The organism is Flavobacterium pectinovorum, assembly GCF_006438875.1.
Lineage (GTDB): Bacteria > Bacteroidota > Bacteroidia > Flavobacteriales > Flavobacteriaceae > Flavobacterium > Flavobacterium pectinovorum_A.
Genome location: NZ_RCZH01000007.1, coordinates 32813 through 51679 on the forward strand (window position 1 = coordinate 32813; position 18867 = coordinate 51679).

At 32.5% G+C, this 18867-nt stretch carries 23 protein-coding genes; 16 read left to right on the top strand and 7 right to left on the bottom strand.

What is annotated here, in order from left to right; genetic code table 11:
- The first annotated feature begins 28 nt into the window (after positions 1–28).
- From EAH81_RS11455 to EAH81_RS11465, 3 genes are read left to right on the top strand one after another with little or no spacing between them, the layout of a single operon-like run.
- Positions 29–724 carry a MotA/TolQ/ExbB proton channel family protein gene (locus tag EAH81_RS11455; protein WP_140507101.1) on the top strand — a complete coding sequence of 232 codons (696 nt, stop codon included), beginning with the start codon at positions 29–31 and terminating at the stop codon, positions 722–724.
- Positions 725–727: 3 nt separating this feature from the next.
- Complete coding sequence (locus tag EAH81_RS11460) at positions 728–1123, top strand: ExbD/TolR family protein (protein ID WP_140507103.1); 396 nt, start codon at positions 728–730, stop codon at positions 1121–1123.
- An 18-nt stretch (positions 1124–1141) separates the two neighbouring features.
- Entirely contained in the window at positions 1142–1798 is a 657-nt protein-coding gene (locus EAH81_RS11465) for a DUF4844 domain-containing protein (RefSeq protein ID WP_140507105.1), read from the top strand.
- A gap of 295 nt (positions 1799–2093) precedes the next feature.
- Here EAH81_RS11465 and EAH81_RS11470 read toward each other — a convergent pair whose 3' ends face one another.
- The 3 genes from EAH81_RS11470 to EAH81_RS11480 all read right to left on the bottom strand — a co-directional run bounded on the left by EAH81_RS11470 (position 2094) and on the right by EAH81_RS11480 (position 5590).
- Entirely contained in the window at positions 2094–2993 is a 900-nt protein-coding gene (locus tag EAH81_RS11470; RefSeq protein WP_140507107.1) for an energy transducer TonB, read from the bottom strand.
- Positions 2994–3640: 647 nt separating this feature from the next.
- Positions 3641–4867, bottom strand: coding sequence for a Glu/Leu/Phe/Val dehydrogenase dimerization domain-containing protein (locus EAH81_RS11475; protein ID WP_140507109.1), 1227 nt, complete (start codon positions 4865–4867; stop codon positions 3641–3643).
- 147 nt (positions 4868–5014) lie between these two features.
- Positions 5015–5590, bottom strand: a complete 576-nt coding sequence (locus tag EAH81_RS11480; RefSeq protein ID WP_140507111.1) for a chalcone isomerase family protein — start codon at positions 5588–5590, stop codon at positions 5015–5017.
- Between the two features lie 485 nt (positions 5591–6075).
- On the opposite strand from EAH81_RS11480, the gene EAH81_RS11485 reads away from it, so the two are divergent.
- The 13 genes from EAH81_RS11485 to EAH81_RS11545 all read left to right on the top strand — a co-directional run bounded on the left by EAH81_RS11485 (position 6076) and on the right by EAH81_RS11545 (position 15533).
- Positions 6076–7218, top strand: coding sequence for an acyl-CoA dehydrogenase (locus tag EAH81_RS11485; RefSeq protein WP_140507113.1), 1143 nt, complete (start codon positions 6076–6078; stop codon positions 7216–7218).
- Positions 7219–7321: 103 nt separating this feature from the next.
- The gene (locus tag EAH81_RS11490; RefSeq protein WP_140507115.1) at positions 7322–7999 is read left to right on the top strand and encodes a Crp/Fnr family transcriptional regulator; all 678 of its coding nucleotides are present in this window, start codon (positions 7322–7324) and stop codon (positions 7997–7999) included.
- A gap of 243 nt (positions 8000–8242) precedes the next feature.
- Entirely contained in the window at positions 8243–8839 is a 597-nt protein-coding gene (locus EAH81_RS11495; RefSeq protein ID WP_140507117.1) for a peroxiredoxin-like family protein, read from the top strand.
- A gap of 6 nt (positions 8840–8845) precedes the next feature.
- The gene (locus EAH81_RS11500; RefSeq protein ID WP_140507119.1) at positions 8846–9307 is read left to right on the top strand and encodes a YHS domain-containing (seleno)protein; all 462 of its coding nucleotides are present in this window, start codon (positions 8846–8848) and stop codon (positions 9305–9307) included.
- A gap of 5 nt (positions 9308–9312) precedes the next feature.
- Positions 9313–9696 (top strand): DoxX family protein, encoded by a 384-nt coding sequence (locus EAH81_RS11505; protein ID WP_140507121.1) that lies wholly within the window; start codon positions 9313–9315, stop codon positions 9694–9696.
- A 2-nt stretch (positions 9697–9698) separates the two neighbouring features.
- Entirely contained in the window at positions 9699–10187 is a 489-nt protein-coding gene (locus EAH81_RS11510) for a DinB family protein (RefSeq protein ID WP_140507123.1), read from the top strand.
- Entirely contained in the window at positions 10175–10885 is a 711-nt protein-coding gene (locus EAH81_RS11515; RefSeq protein ID WP_140507125.1) for an NRDE family protein, read from the top strand. Before EAH81_RS11510 ends, EAH81_RS11515 begins: the two co-directional genes overlap by 13 nt.
- 10 nt (positions 10886–10895) lie before the next feature.
- The gene (locus EAH81_RS11520) at positions 10896–11930 is read left to right on the top strand and encodes a D-alanine--D-alanine ligase (RefSeq protein ID WP_140507127.1); all 1035 of its coding nucleotides are present in this window, start codon (positions 10896–10898) and stop codon (positions 11928–11930) included.
- Between the two features lie 2 nt (positions 11931–11932).
- The gene (locus tag EAH81_RS11525) at positions 11933–12589 is read left to right on the top strand and encodes a hypothetical protein (protein ID WP_140507129.1); all 657 of its coding nucleotides are present in this window, start codon (positions 11933–11935) and stop codon (positions 12587–12589) included.
- 29 nt (positions 12590–12618) lie between these two features.
- Positions 12619–13596: a M20/M25/M40 family metallo-hydrolase gene (locus tag EAH81_RS11530; protein WP_140507131.1), complete on the top strand. Its 978-nt coding sequence runs from the start codon at positions 12619–12621 to the stop codon at positions 13594–13596.
- Between the two features lie 35 nt (positions 13597–13631).
- Positions 13632–14309 carry an SDR family NAD(P)-dependent oxidoreductase gene (locus tag EAH81_RS11535; RefSeq protein WP_140507133.1) on the top strand — a complete coding sequence of 226 codons (678 nt, stop codon included), beginning with the start codon at positions 13632–13634 and terminating at the stop codon, positions 14307–14309.
- 78 nt (positions 14310–14387) lie between these two features.
- Positions 14388–14993, top strand: coding sequence for a SprT-like domain-containing protein (locus tag EAH81_RS11540; RefSeq protein ID WP_140507135.1), 606 nt, complete (start codon positions 14388–14390; stop codon positions 14991–14993).
- Positions 14994–14999: 6 nt separating this feature from the next.
- A complete protein-coding gene (locus EAH81_RS11545) occupies positions 15000–15533 on the top strand; it encodes a hypothetical protein (RefSeq protein WP_140507137.1) in 534 nt (177 codons plus the stop codon).
- An 87-nt stretch (positions 15534–15620) separates the two neighbouring features.
- Here EAH81_RS11545 and EAH81_RS11550 read toward each other — a convergent pair whose 3' ends face one another.
- From EAH81_RS11550 to EAH81_RS11565, 4 genes are all read right to left on the bottom strand, one after another.
- Positions 15621–16382, bottom strand: a complete 762-nt coding sequence (locus EAH81_RS11550) for an ABC transporter ATP-binding protein (RefSeq protein ID WP_071635273.1) — start codon at positions 16380–16382, stop codon at positions 15621–15623.
- Positions 16382–17128: an MlaE family ABC transporter permease gene (locus tag EAH81_RS11555; protein WP_041516219.1), complete on the bottom strand. Its 747-nt coding sequence runs from the start codon at positions 17126–17128 to the stop codon at positions 16382–16384. The genes EAH81_RS11550 and EAH81_RS11555 overlap by 1 nt, the downstream gene beginning before the upstream one ends.
- A gap of 80 nt (positions 17129–17208) precedes the next feature.
- Complete coding sequence (locus EAH81_RS11560; RefSeq protein ID WP_140507139.1) at positions 17209–18057, bottom strand: glycosyltransferase; 849 nt, start codon at positions 18055–18057, stop codon at positions 17209–17211.
- Positions 18058–18143: 86 nt separating this feature from the next.
- The gene (locus EAH81_RS11565; protein ID WP_140507141.1) at positions 18144–18671 is read right to left on the bottom strand and encodes a methyltransferase; all 528 of its coding nucleotides are present in this window, start codon (positions 18669–18671) and stop codon (positions 18144–18146) included.
- Between the last annotated feature and the right edge of the window lie 196 nt (positions 18672–18867).

Consider the following 18867-nt stretch of genomic DNA (forward strand, 5'->3'; position numbering starts at 1 on the left):
ATTAATTATTAAAAACAAGAATTAATGTATGTTTAGTTTTATTCAATTACAAACAGATACCATTGCAAACGCCGCTTCTAACGTAGTTATCGAAAAAATTGCTCCAAATACCGAAATCTCAGTTTTAGGATTTATCTTAAAAGGAGGTTTTTTCCTGATTCCAATTGCCATCTTATTATTCTACACTTTTTATGTCATCATAGAACGTTATTTATACATTAGTAAAGCTTCAAAAATTGACAGCAGATTAATGCAGGATGTTGGCGATAAACTGAATTCAGGTAATATCGAACTGGCAAGAACAATTGTAGAAAGAAGTAATACTGCTGCCGCAAACATTTTAAAAGAAGGTGTTTTAGTAATCGGAAGACCAATTGCCGAAATCGAATCAAACATGGATCGTGCTGCCGATATCGAAATTGGAGAAATGGAACGACGTTTAGGGCATCTGGGATTAATTGCCGGTATTGCACCAACTCTTGGTTTCATTGGAACAATTTCCGGAGTTATCAAGATTTTCTATAGTATCTCAGTTACAGAAAATATTAGTATCGGAAACATTTCCGGAGGTTTATACGAGAAAATGATTAGTTCAGGATCTGGACTTATTGTAGGTATTATTGCTTATAGTGCGTACCATTTATTGAACGGAAAAATTGATGATTTTGCTTTAAAAATTCAGAAACAAATACTAGAATTTGTAAACATAATACAAAGATCATAAGTTATGTCTATTAAGAGAAAAAGAAGATTTCATGCCGAAGTAGCAACTTCATCATTGAGTGATATTATGTTTTTCTTGCTGTTGTTTTTCCTTATTATCTCAACGCTTGCAAATCCTAATGTGATCAAAATGACTTTGCCAAAAGCGAAATCAAATGAAAAAACGAACAAACAACTGATTAGTTTATCGGTTACCGAAGATAAAAAATTCTACATCGACAAACAGCCCGTTGAATTCGACGCGCTCGAAACGACTCTAATGTCAAAAATTGGAGCCGACAAACAACAAACAGTGGTTGTGAGAATTCCATTTAATTTACAAGTACAGGATTTAGTAGATGTATTACAAATAGGAGTGAAGAACAATCTTAAGTTTGTGATTGCTACAAGTCCGAAGTAGATTTTATAACATTAAGGAATGAGTAGTTCAAGATTAGATCGACTGCAATTTTTATTAGATAAGGAAAAGTTTGCTGATTCAGAATGGGAAAACAGAGGATTAAATCCATCAGGTTCTGATTTATGTGACTATATGGAAACTAAATTTAATTCATGTTTAAGTTCTTTAATTGGTTTAATTGAAATTAATTCTTCTGAAAAAATATTAAAAAAAGAGTTAGCTAAAGGATTGAATAGTTTTGATAAGTTTAATTTTGATACAGAAGAAAAGGAATTTATTTGTGACACATTTTATGAGATTTCGAAAATTATTCAGGTAGATTTTAAGAATGAATTAAATAAATGGCTTTATGGAAGTTTGTTAATCTATATTTTCAAAGTCTCAAATTTCTTTAGAGGAAAAGAAAAAATCATTGAAATATTATCTCAAAATTGTACTAAATGTGAGTCTAATCTGGAGACTTTTATTTTATCTAAAGAGGATAGTATTTTAGATTCGGATTTTTTAATCGTTAGATGTAAATCCTGTAGAGAATTTAATTTACTCGATAATGGACCCAATGTAAAACAATTAAGGTTTGGTGATTATGAATTAGTTGAGCAATTGCCAAAAAGTAATTATGACTTGGATGGTGCGAAAATTAGATTAAAACAAATACAGTTTTTTAGGAAATAATAAAGTATTAAAAAAGGCTTTCTGAAAATCAGAAAGCCTTTTTTATTCGCATTTTTGTCATTTCGACGGAGGAGAAATCACACTCGTTGATCGACAAAGATTTGCGCCTTTCTTTACGGAGTTTTATGTGTGATTTCTCCTCTGTCGAAATGACAAGATTGGGTTATATCTGTTTGTTAGTGAGATTGCTTCGTTCCTCGTAAGGACTTAGAATATGAATAAAAAAGGCTTTCTAAAAATATCAGAAAGCCTTTTTCTATTTAAGTGAATTTTCAACTCGTGTAAATTCGTGTTTTTAATCCAAACTAAAATTATAAATAATCTTACCAACTTGTTTTGCGGGAGCATTACTGTCAGCGTCCCATTTGGTATTCATTGCAGCAATTTTTGCCTGATCCAGCAAACATTTTGCAGTATTGGTTGTTCCTTTTATTCCAGGCGTTGCGCTAATTGTTTTTCCGTTTTGGTCTACTGTAATTTCTACAACTACTCTTCCGGCTTCGTCACAAGTATATTTTGGTGCAGGTTTAGAAAGTACTTTTCTACCATTTAATGAATAACCAGATCCGCCTCCGGAACCACCACCGCTTCCTGCTCCGTAACCGCTTCCGGTACCAATACCATTTCCGGTACCGTTTCCTCCGCCTGTTCCGCCACCGGAACCACCGGAGCCGTAATAACCGTTAGAGTTTAAACTTCCGTTTGCTTTTCCTTTATTTCCTGCAACTTTATCATCGCCATCACCGCCTTTGTTTGATCCTTTTAAAATACTTGATAAAGCATCATTGGTAGAATTCGAAACCTTTGGTTTTTCAGGAACAGGTTTTGTTTCCGGTTTTACGACAGGAGTTGCTTTTTTAGGTTTTTCTTTTGTCGGAATCACTACATCATTAGCATCGGTTGTGTTTTCTTGTGTAATAATAGCTTCATCAGGAGTTGCTTTTGCGGGAGCTTGTTTGGTTTGGTTTTTTACTTCCAGAACTTCACTTTTATAATTGGCTCCGGATCCTAAATCACTGTCTCCAAAATTTACCGTTACGCCACCGCCACCGCCGCCTTCTGCAAGGGCAACATTGTTTTCCGGATTATAAGGAGGCCAAAAACGAATGAAAAATAAAAGCAACAGTAAGACAGCATAAATTGCTGTAGATATTAATAGAGATTTCTTTTTATCTGAAGAATCCGTAGAAGTCATTTTGATTCTGAGTTTTGTAATTGTATTAAATAAAAACGTTTAAAAGTAGTAAAAATTGTTTAGAAACAAAGAGGGAATTTAACGGCAAAGGTCATTAGCTTCTAATCTGTAGAAAAAAATTAACCGCAGAGTCCGCAAATTTTTTCGCAAAGTTCACAAAGTTTTGTTGAGTGGCTTTAAGCTAGGTTTATTAAGTTCACAAAGAAGTTAATCTGTTTTAATTCGTGTAAATCTGTGGCAAAAAAATAACCACAAAGTAAGTTGGATTATTTCACGTAAAGTCGCAGAGGTGCAAAATTTTTCTTTTTTAAGTTTTTCTTTACGACTTTGAATGCAAACAGCTTTACGAACTTTTGCTTGAGAATCAACTCAAATTAAGCTTTGTGAACTTTGCGAAAAATCTTTGTGGACTCTGCGGTAAAAAAACGGACCAAATTTATTTCACGCAAAGTCGCAGAGGCGCAAAGTTTTTCTTTTTTAAGTTTTTCTTTGCGACTTTAAATGCAAACAGCTTTGCGAACTTCACTTGAGAATCAACTCAAATTAAGCTTTGTGAACTTTGCGAAAAAACTTTGTGAACTTTGCGGTAAAAAAAAACGGACCAAATAAAGGTATTTGATCCGTTTAGAATGAAAGTATAAAGAAAATTATACTAATTGTTTCAATGCAATCTCAAAAGCAGTTGCACTAATATTTGTTTTAGATGAATTTAAAGCATGAGCTTTTACAATCGCATTTTTAATAATTTCAGAAGTATCATTAAAAATAGCCTCATCTGTCATTTGAACTTTTTTCTCCATGAAATAAGCAAAAACTCTTGCCATTCCGCAGTTCGAAATAAAATCCGGAATCAAACTTACTTTATGATCCACTTCTTCCATAATAGATCCGAAGAAAATTTCCTTGTCAGCAAAAGGAACGTTTGCACCACAAGAGATAACTTCTAATCCGTTAGCGATTAAGCTGTCGATTTGTGTTTGTTGTACCAATCTTGAAGCAGCGCAAGGTGTGAAAATTTCAGCACCAATAGTCCAGATTTTAGAGTTGATTTCTTCAAACGGAATCATATTATCGGCAACCAATTTGTTCCCGTCTTTATTTAGGAACAGAGTTCTGATTTCTTCAAAAGAAAAACCTTCTTCTTTGATTAATCCGCCATCGCGATCAATAATTCCAATAACTTTTGCGCCCATTTCAGCAAGATAGAAAGCAGCAGCAGAACCTACATTTCCAAAACCTTGTACGATTGCTTTTTTACCTTTAATATCTCCGCCATAAGTAGCGTAGAAATGACGAACAGCTTCGGCAACGCCATAACCTGTAATCATATCTGCAACAGTATATTTTCTGGTAACATCCGGTGAGAATTTCGGGTTTTCGATAACTTTAATAACACCTTGACGTAATTGTCCAATTCTATTGATTTTATCTGCTTCTGTCGGTTTAAAGTGTCCGTTAAAAACGCCTTCCTGCGGATGCCAAACACCACATTCTTCTGTCATTGGGATTACTTCGTGAATTTCATCTACGTTCAAATCTCCACCAGTTCCGTAGTAACTTTTCAATAAAGGCGAAACCGCTTTGTACCAACGCTGTAAAACTCCTTTTTTGCGAGGATCATTCGGGTCAAAGTTTATTCCTGATTTAGCACCTCCAATAGCAGGTCCGGAAACCGAAAATTTAACTTCCATTGTTTTGGCCAATGATAAAACTTCATTCATATCTAAGCCCTTTCTCATTCTTGTTCCTCCACCTGCAGCTCCTCCACGTAGTGAATTAATAACGGTCCATCCTTCAGCTTCTGTTTCAGAATCTTTCCAGTTAAAAACAATTTCCGGTGCTTTATTTTCAAATTGCTGTAATAAATCTTTCATTTTGTTGAGATATGTTTAGTTTGCGTAAAAGTATAAAATAGAATAATGCGAATAATGTATTTTATGCCAAATTTTTTAAACATAAAAAAGAAAGCCGAAAACAAAATGCTTTCGGCTTAAGAATTTTATAAAAATTTGGGATAATTATTATTGTCCTAATAAGTGTTTCTTTAATGTATCATCAACTGGTTTGTCAGATAACCAGATTCCAAATAATGCTTGTTTGAAATCAAATCCGGGGATTTTTCCTTTTGGAACATCATTTTTAATTACATTCACCGTTTGGTCTAACGGATTGTACCATAAAATAAAAACATCTTTTTCTGTAATGGCATCGCTCAATAAAGTTTTAAATTGTTCAATTCTTGGGCGTAATTCTTCAAGATTACTTCCGGCAGATTTTTCAAAACCTGTATTCATCGCTTTTGTCAATTTGTTTGAAGAAACCATAGAAGAGGTAATTTCAATTCTAATTGCCATTTCAGTATCACTGTCAATGATGAATTTTGGATCCTGGCTCAATTGTGATAAATACAAAGCTTGTACATAAACTTCTAACCACATTTTTGATCTTCCGCCAGCACCATTAAGCTGCATTGTCTTATTTTGAACTTCAATTTTTCTTGGAACAGTAACACCATTTACATCAAGTGTAGCTTGTGCAGAAACCGTCGAAAATTGTATGCTTAAAAGGAATGTAAGTAATAGTAAAATCTTTTTCATATTCTGTCGATAATTATGTTTTTGGGCAAAAATAATGTTAATTTATTAATTTTAAGTTGTTATTACAGATGTTTTTTTATTTCAATTTTTTATTTTTTTTAATGTATGTAATTAATAATCACTTTAGTAAGAGTTGTTTTACGTGTATTTACGTGTTTTAAGATATGTTTAATCTTTTTGAGATGAAAATTGTACTATTTTTTTGTGTTTTATAAATTTTTATCGGTAATTATATTCTTAAAATTTAAAGAAAACGTTGCAAAGTTGATGTATGTTACGCAAAAAAGCAAGATTATTACGAAAACGTTATCGTAATTGTTGCTGATCTATTAAATTTATATGCATGCATTGTTAAATTAAGTTTTAAAAATTACCTTTGGGAGCCGTTTAAAAAAGCAAAAACAATTAAAATATAAAACCAAATCATTTCTATAAACGAAGTTTTTCAAATTTTGGTTTTCAAAAAACAATAAAACTACAAGACTATGGATTTCAATCTTACCGAAGAGCATTTAATGATACAACAAGCCGCCAGAGATTTTGCTCAAAACGAATTGTTACCAGGTGTTATTGAGCGTGACGAAAAACAAATTTTTCCGACGGAACAAGTAAAAAAAATGGGACAATTAGGATTCATGGGTATGATGGTTGATCCTAAATATGGCGGAAGCGGACTTGATGCAATTTCATACGTAATTGCGATGGAAGAAATTTCTAAAGTTGATGCATCTGCTTCTGTAGTAATGTCTGTAAACAACTCACTAGTTTGCTGGGGATTACAAGAATATGGAACAGAAGAACAAAAACAAAAATATTTACCGGGTCTGGCTTCAGGTGAAATTCACGGAGCTTTTTGTTTAAGCGAGCCGGAAGCAGGAAGTGATGCAACTTCGCAAAAAACAACTGCGGTTGATATGGGAGATCACTATATCGTAAACGGAACAAAAAACTGGATTACGAACGGAAATACAGCATCAGTTTATTTGGTAATAGCACAAACGCATCCTGAAAAAAAGCACAAAGGAATCAATGCTTTAATTATGACCAAAGATATGCCGGGTTTCTCAATTGGTCCAAAAGAACAAAAAATGGGAATTCGCGGATCTGATACACACTCTTTAATGTTTAGTGATGTAAAAGTTCCTAAAGAAAACAGAATTGGAGAAGATGGTTTCGGATTCAAATTTGCAATGAAAACTCTTGCGGGAGGTCGTATCGGAATTGCTTCTCAGGCTTTGGGAATCGCTTCGGGAGCTTATGAATTGGCTTTGAACTATTCTAAAGTGCGTAAAGCTTTCGGAACTGAAATCTGTAATCACCAGGCAATCGCTTTCAAATTGGCAGACATGGCGGTTAATATCGAAGCAGCGCGTCATTTGTGTATGAAAGCGGCTTGGGATAAAGACCAACATAAAAATTATGATGTAAGTGGCGCAATGGCAAAATTATTTGCTTCGCAAGTGGCAATGGACACAGCTGTAGAAGCGGTTCAGATTCACGGAGGAAATGGTTATGTAAAAGAATATCACGTAGAGCGTTTTATGCGTGATGCAAAAATTACTCAGATTTATGAAGGAACTTCAGAGATTCAGAAAATTGTAATTTCAAGATCAGTTATTGCAGGATAATTTTCTTATAATACTATAAAATAAAACCCTTTCAGGCTTCTGCTTCGAAAGGGTTTTTTGTTTGGCTTTTAATTTGGTTATCTTTACCTAAAGAAACTTTTTTATGTACGAAGATTTAAAATATTGGTATTTACGAGATCATAAATTGTTTAGAACTTTGAGTTACTCACAAATCAAACAATTGTGTATTATTACAGGTTTTAAAAAAGCTTCAAAAGGAGAAATTATTTATTTCTCTACTTCAGATGTACCCCGTATTTTTTTACTTAAAAAAGGAAATATCAAAATTGTTGCCATTGATGACGATGGAAACGAAACGATAAAAGATATTATTCAAAAAGGAGATTTGTTTGGCGAATTGACTTTAGAATCCGATAATAAAAATGAAGAATACGCAAAAGTCCTTTCAGACGATGTTGCCATTTGTAGTTTTTTGATGTCTGATTTTGAAGATTTATTGCTCAGAAATCCAACTTTGGCACTTTCGTACACCAAATTTGTTGGTTTAAAAATGAAACGCATTAAGAATAGTTATGCAAATTTAATTTCTAAAGATGCAAAAACAAGATTATATCAGTTTCTGAAAGATTGGGCGGAAAAAGAAGGAATACAAAACGGAAACACAATTGTACTTGACAATTATCTTACTCAAAGTGATATTGCCCAAATCATTTGTACTTCAAGGCAAACTGCGACACAATTATTGAATGAAATGGAAAGCAATAATCTTTTATCATACAATAGAAAAGAAATTGTCATTCCCGATATTACCAAAATATAATTAGGTCATTCTGTATAATTCATAAAAATCTAATTTAGTAAATAGTAAACACGGATCAACTATTGTGAATTAATAAAAATGAAATGCCTTTTTACGCAAACAAAGTCTATATATCTATGTGTTTAAGTTATAATTACAGACAACGGTTACAATTTATTTTAGGCTAATTGTAAATTAGCCGACATTTTCCTTTTTCATAGCAAAGTAATTTTACATCATCAAAAAGATGTAACACCAAAAATTATGAAAAAATTACTTTTTATTTTTTTAGCAACTTTAAGTACGATTGCTAATGCACAGAACACAATCCCTAAATCTGCGACAGAAATCGCTCCTTTATTAATAGGAGAGAAAATCCCGGACATTACTTTAAAGACAGCTGAAAATGCAGTTGTCAAACTTTCTGATTTATTTAAAAAGAAAAAAACAGTTTTAGTTTTTTATCGTGGTGGATGGTGCCCATATTGCAATGCACATTTGCAGGCATTGGCTGAAGCCGAAAAACAAATTCTGGATCTAGGTTATCAAATTATTGCCATTAGCCCTGATGCACCTGAGAATTTAAAAATTACCGAAGAAAAAGACAAGATAAAATACACTTTGCTTTCGGATTCAAAAGGCGAACTTATCAAAGCTGTTGGGATTGCTTATGAAGCTCCTGAAAACTATAAATCAGTAATTAACGTACATTCTAAAGGAGACAATACGAGTTTGTTGCCAGTTCCGTCCGTTTTTGTTTTGAACCCGGAATCTGACATTTTATTCGAATATATTGCTCCGGATTTTAAGCACCGCATCACGACCGATTTACTTGTTTCAGTATTAACAAATTTAAAATAATAGAAGATGAAAAAGCTAGTATTATTTGTGTTGATTTTGGTTTCGGGTATTTCATTTGCTCAAAATGATGCGAAACGAATTAGTCAGTATAACTTAGAAGATAAAGTGGCAATTCAGGGTTATGATCCTGTTGGATATTTTAATCAGGGAAAAGCAATCAAAGGAAAGAAAGAAATCTCAGCGACTTATCAGGGAGTAACTTATAAATTTTCGTCAAGCGAAAATAAAGAAGCATTCTTAAAAAACCCATCAAAATATGAACCTCAATATGGCGGATGGTGCGCTTATGCAATGGGAAGTGCTGGTGAAAAAGTCGACATAAATCCTGAAACTTTCAAGATTATCGACAATAAACTCTATTTGTTTTACAACGCCTTTTTCAATAATACGTTGAAAAGCTGGAATAAAGACGAGAAAAACCTAAAATCGAAAGCCGACAATAACTGGAAAAATACCTATAAACAATAACGATTATGAAAACAGAAATAACAATCTGGATTTTAAGAATCGCAGCCGTAGGAATTCTGTTGCAGACTTTGTTTTTTAAGTTCAGCGGAGCAAAAGAAAGTATTTATATTTTTTCGACTTTGGGAATAGAACCTTACGGAAGAATTGGTTCCGGAATTGCCGAATTGATTGCGGCAATTTTAATTCTGATACCAAGAACAACCTGGATTGGTGCTTTGGGCGCATGCGGAATCATGACCGGAGCTATTTTGTCACATTTATTTGTCTTGGGAATTGTAGTTGAAAATGACGGAGGATTGCTCTTTTCATTAGCGATTATTACCTTAATATGTTGTTTAGGATTACTTTATTTTAATAAAAGTAAATTGTTTAATCTTCTAAAAAAATAACCATGTTACTAAAATCAATACGCCACAGTTTAGATGAATTAACGGATCTGTTAGACCAGTTATCTGATAAAGATTATGCAAAATCTTGCGAAGCTTTAAGCAACGCAACGATTGGAGAACATGTAAGACATATTCTGGAAATGTTTAAATGTCTTGAAACCGGTTATGATTCGGGAATTTTAAATTATGATAATCGCGAGAGAAATAAACGAATTCAAACCGAAACTGAATTTGCAAAACAATTTATAAGTGAAATAAAAATTGGATTAAAAAGCGAGAACAAAATCATCTATTTAGAACAATTGATTGATGGACTTTCACTAAGAATTCAAAGCAATTATTATAGAGAATTACTTTATAATCTGGAACATTGCATTCATCATCAGGCTTTAATAAAAGTTGCCGTTTTGCAGCTGGGAGATATTTCGGTTAATGAAGATTTTGGCGTGGCACGCTCGACAATAGAATATAGAAAACAATGTGTACAGTAAGTTTTGTGAATAATAACGGAGTTGTCGTTATAACTTCGAATAGAGATGAACAAGTAATTCGTCCCAGTGCGATTGTGCCAAGAAATTATTGCCTCAATAGTAAAAATATAATGTATCCAAAAGATCCAAAAGCCGGAGGAACGTGGTTTGCTGTTGATGAAAACGGAACTGTATTAGTGCTTTTAAATGGTGGAATCAAGAAACATAGTCCTGTATTTCCGTATAGAAAAAGCCGTGGATTAATTGCTTTGGATATTATTTCAAGTCCGTCGCCAAAGGATTTTTGGAACGAAATTAATCTTGAAGATATAGAGCCATTTACAGTGGTTTTATATCAGAATGAAGAATTGTACGAACTGATTTGGAATGGTAATACAAAATGGAAGACATTATTTGATGCTTCCAAAAATCATATTTGGTCATCGGTTACTTTATATTCTGAAGAAATTAGAAAAAAGCGGGCAAGCTGGTTTTATGATTTTTTGAAAAATAAAAATGAAATTTCCGCTTTGGATATGTTGGATTTTCATAGAAATACCCAAAATGATGATTCCGAAAACGGTTTGATTATTAACAGAGAAAACACCTTAAAAACATTAAGTGTAACGCAGGTCATAATCAAACAGAATAAAGGTACGATGAAGTACTATGATTTGATTAAAACAGAAGATTTTTCGAGCTCATTTATAAGTATTTAAATAAATAAAGATGAAACTATTTTTCCATAAAATCAGCAATTGGGAGTATTGGCCGTTTCAGGTTTTATATACTCCAATTTATTTTCTTTGGGCATATTATGCGATCAAAGCAAGATCAGTTTTCTTTTTTAATGCCTCCAATCCAAAAATTAAAAACGGCGGATTTATAATGGAAAGCAAGAAACAGATTTATGATTTGCTTCCGAAAGAACATTATCCGAAAACCATTTTAATCAGGGAAAATACCGATTTAAAAAAGATTGTAAGTAGAATAGTCGAAAGCAGCGTTTATTTTCCGTTTATCGCAAAACCCGATATTGGTTTGCGTGGTTCCGGTGTAAAAAAAATCAGAAATGTATATGAATTAAGCGAATATGCCAGAAAAGCAAATTTCGATTTTTTGATACAGGATTTAATACCGTTCAAAAATGAAGTGGGGATTTTCTATGTACGTCATCCACATCAAAAAGAAGGAAGAATTACAGGAATTGTTTCTAAAGAATTTTTAATTGTTACCGGCGACGGAATGTCGACAATTGAAGATTTGATTTGCAAAACACCAAGATTTCAATTACAACTGGAAACATTGCAGGAAGAATATGGAGAGCAATTGCATAAGGTGCTACAAAATGGTGAAATGATAAATTTAGTTCCGTTTGGAAATCACGCGCGCGGAGCAAAATTTCTTGATGGCAGTAATTTGATTACGCCAAAATTAACCGCAATGATTAACGAAGTTGCGACTAAAATTCCGGAATTCTATTTTGGGCGTTTTGATATCATGTACAATTCTTTTGAAGAATTAGAACGCGGGGAAAACTTTCAAATCGTAGAACTTAACGGAGCAGCAAGTGAGCCAACACACATTTATGATCCTAAACATTCCGTTTGGTTTGCCTGGAAAGAATTGGCGCGACACATCACTTATATGTATGAAATTAGTGTTGAAAATCATAAAATGGGAGTTCCATATTTAGATTATAAAGTCGGGATTCGCGAATACAGATTGCATTTGGCTCAAAATAATAAGATCATAAATTTTTGAAGATGAAAAAGATAAAAAATATCTCAATAGGATTTCTGGTGAGTTTCATTGGTTCAATTCCTTTGGGATATTTGAATTTAGCAGGTTTAGAAATCTATTCAAAATCAGGGCTTCATAACTTAGTTTTCTTTTTGTTTGGAGTTATTTTTGTAGAAACTTTTGTTATTTATTTCACCTTGCTTTTTGCAAAACAACTCATTAATAATAAAAGATTAATGAAAGTAATTGATTTTTTTGCAATCGGGTTTATGTTCGTTCTGGCGTATTTGTTTTACTTCAATTTTAATTCGACTACAACTCTAAATGCTAGTTTAAGAGAATATTTAATGTATTCGCCATTTGTAATTGGTGTGGTTTTAAATTGTTTTAATTTTTTGCAATTGCCATTTTGGACCAGTTGGAATTTATATTTGCTTAACGGAAAGTATATTACAATTGAAAGGAAGTTAAAATATTATTATATTGCGGGAACTTTGATTGGTGTTTTTTTAGGAATGTTTAGTTTGATTGTCATTTTGCAAACCCTTTTTCAAAAAACAAACCAATTTTCAAAGTATATAATGCCTGTTTTTATTCCGTTATTTTTTATTGTTTTAGGAAGTATTCAGGTGTTCAAAGTGTATAAGAAATATTTTAAACCAGTTGCTTTAGAAATTTAATTTCTAAGCTCAAACCGAATCTTTCATTTATGAAAAAACTATATTTTCTTCTTCCATTTCTTTTTTTAGCCTGTAAATCGAATCCATCTGCAGTAACCGAAACAACTTCAAAATCAGATTCAAAACCTATTGAAGTTACTTATAAAGTAAGTGAAACAGAAGTCTCAGATTTTCTGAAATATCTTTCTTCAGATGAATTAGAAGGACGTGAAACCGGAACAAAAGGCATTGAAAAAGCAGCGGAATTTTTAGAAAATTTTTTCAAAAAAAACAATATCAAACCTTATTTCGCTACTTATCGCGATACACTTACCAATTTTAAAACACCGGCGTATAATATTGTGGGAGTTTTAGAAGGAACAGATCCTAAACTAAAAAAGGAATTTGTGGTTTTGAGTGCACATTATGATCATATTGGTTTAGAGGCAAAACAACAACCAGATGTAATAAACAATGGTGCAAATGATGATGCATCCGGAGTTACAGCAGTTGCGCAAATGGCAAAATATTTTAGTAAGACAAAATCGAATAAACGCAGCATTCTATTTGTATTTTTTGCCGGAGAAGAAAAAGGTTTGCTTGGTTCTAAAAGTTTAGTGGAGAAACTGAAAAAACAAAATTTTAATTTATATGCACAATTGAATATAGAAATGATTGGTGTGCCAATGAAACGTGATTATCTGGCTTATATTACCGGTTTTGACAAATCGAATATGGCAGGGAAGATAAACGAATATACTGGAAAAAAGACCATAGGATTTTTACCAAAAGAAGCCGAATATAAATTGTTTTACAGATCAGATAATTATTCGTTTTTTCAGGCATTCGGAAAACCATGTCAATCGATAAGTACTTTTGATTTTGAGAATTTTGAATTTTATCATCATGTTTCAGATGAATTTAAAGTAATGGATATTCCGCATATGACTTCTTTTATTCAGGAATTTTTGCCGGCAGTGACTAAAATCGCTATAACGCCAACAGAAGAAATTACAATGAATAAATAACCCGTCTTTTTATTGGATTTGCTTATTTTTGCTTTATGAAAAATATTATTGTTACCGGAACCAGTCGAGGAATTGGTTACGAACTGGCGCTACAATTTGCTAATGCAGGTCATCAGGTTTTAGCGATTTCCAGAAAAATACCTCAAACACTTTTAGAACATCAAAATATTACTTGCCTTTCAGTTGATTTGGCAGATGAAACTGCTTTGGGAGAAGTAAACAGTTTCCTTTCTTCAACGTGGAAAAAAGTAGATGCAGTTGTACATAACGCAGGAGCTTTATTGCTAAAGCCTTTTGCAGAAACAACTCAGGCCGATTTTGAAAGTATTTATAAAGTGAATGTTTTTGGCGTTGCAAATCTTACCCGAATTTGTTTGCCATACCTTCAAAAAGGAAGTCATGTTGTAACAATTAGTTCTATTGGCGGCGTAAGAGGAAGTCTTAAATTTGCAGGATTAGCAGCCTATAGTTCAAGTAAAGGCGCTGTAATTACTTTAACGGAATTATTGGCAGAAGAATATAAAGAACAAGGAATTTCATTCAACGTTCTGGCTCTTGGATCTGTTCAGACAGAAATGCTAAATGAAGCTTTCCCAGGATATCAGGCTCCAATTTCAGCAGAAGGAATGGCCACTTATATTTATGATTTTACTCTTAACGGAAATAAATATTTTAATGGTAAAGTACTCGAAGTTTCGTCTACTAATCCGTAGTTAAAATTCCAATTTTTTAAATTCCAAATTCCAATTGAACGAAACTTTTAACTTCTAACAAATAACATTTAACCTAAATTGAACGAAACTCTTGCAAGATATATACCGGAACATGCTGTAAAGCCTGTATTTGATTTGATTGTTGCCAATCAGGTTCATCTGAAAATCGTAAATGAGCGCCAAACGCGTCATGGGGATTACAGAAGAGGACCGAGTGGTAAACATGAAATCACGGTAAATGCAAGTTTAAATAAGTATCGCTTTTTGATTACGTTAATTCATGAAATCTCTCACTTAGTAGCGTTTGAGAAGTTTGGACGAAATATAAAACCGCACGGCAATGAATGGAAACATACTTTCCAGAGAATGATGATTCCTTTTATTCGTCCGGAGATTTTCCCGGGTGGTTTATTGCCTTTATTAGCGAGACATTTTAAAAATCCATCTGCAAGTAGCGATACAGATACAACTTTGTCTCTGGCATTAAAACAATACGATGCGCACAATGATAAAAACTATGTTTTTGAAATTCCGTTTGGAAGTGTATTCAGAATTAAAAATGGTAAAATCTTCAAGAAATTGGCGGTTAGGACCAAACGTTTCGAATGTATTGAAATCAACTCCGGAAAAACCTATCTTTTTAATCCTAATGCTGAAGTGGAACTTTTGCCTGGAAATAATTAATTTAAAATGAATAAAATAATACTAAACTATAATTTCGAATTTAAACAGAAAGCGATTCTGTCAGTGCCAACTTTGTTCTTTTTATATTTTTCTTATGTAGGTTGGAGAACATTTTTTAATAACAAAATAGAAAATCTAAATTATGTTTTTTTTATACTTTTAATCGTGTTTTCTGCTTTAGGGATATCTTTATTTTGCCTAACTTTTTCTAAAGTTGGTTTTAAAAACAACAACAATAAGCTTTATAAAACAGTATCATTTTTGAATTTTGAGTTTTACTCAAAAAAGATAAATCCAAAAGACAAAAAAATATTCTCTATTTTATATAAAAATGTATCTCAACGAAATGACTATTTAAGTGCCGGAGGTGCTGATGTAAGTTATAAATTTGCAATTCAAGATTTTATTTTGCTCAATGAGAATCATTTAGACAAAGAATCTATCATAAAATTAGATTCTCAAAAATATTMAGATGAATTAAAATTATTTTTAGAAGAATTTGGGCAGTTAAAATTTGAAATTTATTCTCCTCAATTTTAAAATAAAGTCATCTAAAACAGAAATTCCAAATTCCAATTGCGCTCAGTATTGGAATTTGGAATTTTTTTATTGGAATTTAAAAAGGTTTTAACCTTTCAAATAGGCTTCTCTTACTTTCTTGAATAAATTAGAAGAGTATACAAATTTTACAATGTCCTTGTTATCTGTTCTAAAGATTTCCTCTTTAGTTCCCTGCCATGCTTTTACACCTTTTTTTAAGAATACGATATTCTCGCCAATTTCCATTACCGAGTTCATATCGTGCGTATTGATTACGGTTGTAATATTATATTCTTCGGTAATTTCTTTAATCAGGTTATCAATCAACGTCGAAGTGTTTGGATCCAAACCTGAGTTAGGTTCATCACAAAACAAGTATTTTGGATTGTTTACAATTGCGCGGGCAATCGCCACACGTTTTTGCATACCACCGGAAATCTCTGAAGGTAATTTTTTGTGAGCGTCAATTAGATTTACTCTTTCCAGAACAAAATCAACACGTTCCTGAATTTTAGCTTTATTGTCGTTCGTGAACATTTTCAAAGGAAAAGCTACATTTTCTTCAACAGTCATCGAATCAAATAAGGCACTTCCTTGAAAAACCATTCCAATTTCAGTTCTTAATTCTCTTTTTTCATCCGGATTAAGTTCAGAATAAACACGTCCGTCAAACTCAATTGTACCCGAATCTGGTGTGTGAATTCCTAACAGCGTTTTTAATAAAACGGTTTTTCCCGATCCACTTTGTCCAATAATTAAGTTGGTTTTTCCAGTTTCAAAAACTGTCGAAACACCTTTTAAAACTTTACTGTCACCAAATGATTTTTCTATGTTTTTTACTTCGATCATTATCCTAATAATAATTGAGTTAATATATAATTAAAAAGAATAATACAAACAGATGTCCAAACAAATGATACTGTACTTGCTTTACCAACTTCAAGTGCGCCACCTTTCATGTAATATCCGTGAAAAGATGGAATTGTTGCTAATAACATTGCAAAAATCAAAGTTTTAATAAAAGCATATGTAATGTGAAAAGGAATAAATTCCATTTGAGCACCTTGAATAAAGTCTTCACTAGTCGAAAATCCTCCATATGCACAAGCAAGCCATCCTCCAAAAATACCCAGGAACATACTAATCCCAATTACGAAAGGATACATTAATAAGGCTACTATTTTTGGAAATACGAGATAGTTCAGGGAGTTAACACCCATAACTTCCAACGCGTCAATTTGTTCCGTAACACGCATTGTTCCAATACTGGAAGTGATGTAAGATCCCATTTTTCCGGCCATAATCACCGAAATAAAAGTAGGAGCAAACTCCAAAATTACAGATTGACGTGTAGCAAAACCAATTAAATATTTTGGAATTAACGGATTAGTAAGGTTTAAAGCAGTTTGAATGGCAACAACTCCTCCAATAAAAAAGGAGATAAAGCAAACGATGCCAAGAGAGTCAATTATTAGATCATCGATTTCTTTGAAAATCAATTTTTTCATAACAGGCCATTTGGTCTGTTTGTTAAAAATTTCTTTCAGCATTAAAAAATATCTTCCTATTTGAGATAAATAACGAATTAGCATCATAGTTTTACAAATATTGGCTAAGGTAAAAAGAAGTTATGAGTTTTGGGTTATGAGTTAAGGTTTTTCGGTAGTTTTCCGAATCAAATTAACTTTTGTTTCATTTTTTCAAAACGATAATTTCTAATAAATTTAGCTTGTTCCGGGGTAACCAGTAGTGGAGTTTTGGCTTTTTTGGCTTTCCAAAATCCTTTAATATAATCAAAAAACAGAAGTGGCTTTTTCTTCATTATCGCCAATTTAGCAGATGCAATTGCGGTAATCCAAAAACCATATCCTAAAGTATAAAAAGCTTCGCCTTGTTTATAACGTGCTGTTTTGTTGTAATTTGCACCTGTTGGTTTTAGGTGTTTTACATGTAAAGATTCGTCTGTGACGATTTTCCAATCGTAATATTTACAAAGCAATTCATCTACAGTATCCCAGCCCATCGCAGGTTTTAAACCACCAATTTGCTGAAAAGTTGCTGCACGATATGCTTTCAATGCACCACGAATATGATCTTTATCGGTTAGATTTTCTAAAATCCATTCACCATTTTTTTCAATATAACAAAATCCCCCAGCCATTCCGATTTTTGGATCCGATTGAAAGTGATTGATAATAGTTTCGAAATAGTTTGAAGGGAAAATTAAATCACCATCTATTTTTACAATAATGTCATATTTGGAATCCAGCGTTTCAAAACCTTTCTGAAATGCCTGAATTACTTTACTTCCCGGCATATGAATCGCATCTGAAGTTTTGTTTACAACAGAAATAAACGAATTTTCCTTTGCAAAACCCAACACAATTTCTTCTGTTTTATCTGTAGAATTGTCATTTACAACAACAATTTTTGAAGGTAAAACAGTTTGCGAAACTAGAGATTGTAAAGTCAGACCAATTAAATCTTGTTCGTTGTGTGCGGGAATAACAATATAGTATTTCATTTAAAAAATTTTAGATTTTAGATTTTAGATTTTAGATTGTTGACGCCATCTAAAAATCAAAAATCAAAAATCGTTAATCAAAAATCTTAGATCTTGATTTTTTCAGCAGCAACAATATAATATCTTGGAGTGAAATATCTTAGTAATGGTCTGAACCCAAACTTTTTTACAGGATGTGTGAATTTTTGACGATCCGTTATTTTCCAGCCTGTTTTTTCTAAAAGCCAGTCCAATTGCCAGTCTTCAAATTCGTGATAGTGTCTGTCCCACATATCTGTTTTAGAACGATAAGCAGGTGAAAACCATAAGCGTAATGGAATTGAAATTAACAATTTATCACATTTTACGTTTTCTAGAATTGTATACGGATTTAGTAAATGTTCGAAAATTTCAAATGCTGTAAAAACAGTATATTCTTCTGTTTGTAGCGCCGTTTGATTGTTGTCTAAATCTTCGCCTTTTGTGTTTTTTACGGTATAACCATTTTCTTCCATTATTTTGGAGAATGGATTTGGTACACCAAAATCAAAAATGGTTTCTGTTGTTTTAACGTGTTTTTGTAAAAACTCCAGGGTAAGTTTAAATCTTTTATTCGGAAACGTTTTTTCGTACATGCGATTGGTTTTTAACCATTAAATTATTTTAGAGTTTGCAAATATAAAGATTCTGTTTCTTAAATAATTTGTTATTTCAATTTTGTCCACGAATAATTCAGCTTTAAAAAAGTATTAGCTAAAATCCTAAAGCTCTGATAGCAAGCCTACATTGAGTTTGTTTAAAATTAACAAAAAATTAACAATCCTACATATT